This is a genomic window from Halomonas sp. V046, assembly GCF_052645355.1.
Map to the genome: position 1 here is coordinate 1 of NZ_JBQXYF010000071.1, position 327 is coordinate 327.

Sequence of the window (327 nt, forward strand, 5' to 3'; positions counted from 1 at the left end):
TTACCTCCGTCGGCCCGCTGCTCGAGAGCATCGGCAACGGCGGCAAGGGCATCGGCTGGAACACCGACAAGGAAGTCGAGCTGCTGCGCGGGCTCAACCACGTCAAGCTCGAGGGCCCGGCCAAGGGCCAGCCGCGCATCGACAGCGCCATCGACGCCGCCGAAATGATCCTGGCGCTGGCCCCCGAGACCAACGGTCAGGTGGCGGTCAAGGCCTGGGAGGCGCTGTCCAAGATCACCGGACGCGATCACACCCACCTCGCCCACCCCAAGGAAGAGGAGAAGATTCGCTTCCGTGACGTGGTCGCCCAGCCGCGCAAGATCATCT

The 327-nt window shown here is 66.7% G+C and carries 1 protein-coding gene; it reads left to right on the forward strand.

The genetic code is table 11. The features are described from left to right. On the forward strand, window positions 1-327 hold a 327-nt coding region (locus ACUN9Y_RS22285), incomplete at both ends, for a hypothetical protein (protein ID WP_445462924.1).